General features: G+C 55.1%; 3 protein-coding genes. 1 reads left to right on the forward strand and 2 read right to left on the reverse strand.

The features are described 5' to 3' along the window. Positions 1-156: 156 nt before the first annotated feature. Positions 157-318: a phosphorylase family protein gene (locus A5N84_RS13575; protein ID WP_078055698.1), complete on the reverse strand. Its 162-nt coding sequence runs from the start codon at positions 316-318 to the stop codon at positions 157-159. On the opposite strand from A5N84_RS13575, the gene A5N84_RS09200 reads away from it, so the two are divergent. Continuing rightward, positions 298-483, forward strand: a complete 186-nt coding sequence (locus A5N84_RS09200) for a hypothetical protein (RefSeq protein WP_072282136.1) — start codon at positions 298-300, stop codon at positions 481-483. The two genes, A5N84_RS13575 and A5N84_RS09200, sit on opposite strands and share 21 nt — an antisense overlap. Here the strand turns inward: A5N84_RS09200 and A5N84_RS09205 are convergent. Beyond that, on the reverse strand, positions 473-1,504 hold a 1,032-nt coding region (locus tag A5N84_RS09205), incomplete at its 5' end, for an autotransporter outer membrane beta-barrel domain-containing protein (protein ID WP_158008697.1). The two genes, A5N84_RS09200 and A5N84_RS09205, sit on opposite strands and share 11 nt — an antisense overlap.

Genomic DNA, 1,504 nt, shown 5'->3' on the forward strand with positions numbered 1-1,504 from the left:
GTGTGTGGTGTGTGGTGTGTGGTGTGTGGTGTGTGGTGTGTGGTGTGCGATGTTCGATGTGTGGTGTGGGAATTATGCGCGCCGCCGATGCGCAATGTTTTATTTTTAGGCTGTGGCGCGCATTGATTAGTTGGTTGGGTATTGGGGGGCGGTGATTTAGTCGATATGTTGCACTATTTGGCGCACCATTTCGGCGGAATGTTTGCCTGCTAGGGTGATGAATTCTTCGAAACTATGCGAGGCGTGGGAATCAGCGGTGTCTGAGATGGCGCGGACGATGGCAAAGGGGGTGTTAAATTGATAGCAAGTTTGCGCGATGGGGGCGGTTTTGCGGTGTGGGGGGTAGGTGGGGGAGTGTTAATTGGGGCTGGGGTGGATAAAAGTAAAGCGCCACGGGGGGCGCTTTGCTTTTGGGTGGGGGTGGATGGGGTTTGTTCAAATTTGATTTCTCTATCCCCCTGCCTTAGCGCGACTAGAATCTAGCTTCAAAATTAAGGTTTGCGCCTGTTTTGGCTTCTCCTATACGGTCTTTGCTTAGGCTGGGGGTGAGGCTTATGCGCATGTCGTCGTTGATTTGGTATTTTACGCTGACTTGGGCTTTGCCTCGGGTGCGGTTTAATGGCACGGTGTGGCTGAAGTTGCCAATGTAGTCGCCTTGCGCGCTGTAGGTGGGGTCGCTGCCGCCTAAGCGTTGCTCTATCTCTAGCGCTGGCTGGAGGCTGAGTTTGCTATTAAGCGGATAGTTGCTGTGTATGCCTAGCGCAAGGCTGGTGTCTTTGAGGGCAATGTCGCCGTAGCTAATGGGGAAATCTCCACTTTCACGATACCCTTTGCGGCTGATGTGGCTATGGCGGATGCTGCTATGCCAGCCTAGATGTTGGCGCTCTTGTCCTAGGGTGAGGCTGTAGCTTTGTCCTTGGACGGTGGTGGGGCTGTGGGTGGCTTCTGTATTGGATAATACAGGGCGGCGGATGTCTGCCTGATAGCGGTTGTAGGCGAGCGCTGGTTGAAGGTAGGTTTCGCTGCCATCAGGGTGATGGTGGGTGTAGCGTGCATAAACGCCGATGTTGCCGCTGTCGTGGTTGTTTTTGTAGCTGTCGGGGAGTTGACGTCTGACGCTGTGGTCGTAGCCTACGCCTAGGGTGAGGTTGTCGTTTATGCCATAACGTGCGCGTAGTCCTGTGGCGTGGTCGGTTAGGGCTTTGTTGCCGTGGTAGTCGTATTGCAGATTTAGGTGGAGGCGTCCTGTGTCGGCACGTTCGCCTTGTTGGAGGCGCTCTAGGGCGTAGCTTTGGGCGCTTAGAAGTTCAAAGCTGTCTTGTCCGAGCATGACCATGGTTTGGCGGGTGTTGTCTACGTCTATTTTGCTAATGATGAGGTTAGGGGTGGGTTGTGCAGGGGGTTGTGCAGGCGGTTGTGCGGGTGGTTGTGCGGGCGGTTGTGGCGGGTGGTTGTGCAGGGGTTGTGCAGGTGGTTGCGCAGGCGGTTGTACAGGCGGTTGTAC

Origin of the sequence: Rappaport israeli (assembly GCF_001888055.1) — a bacterium.
Classification (GTDB): Bacteria; Pseudomonadota; Gammaproteobacteria; order Cardiobacteriales; family Cardiobacteriaceae; genus Rappaport; species Rappaport israeli.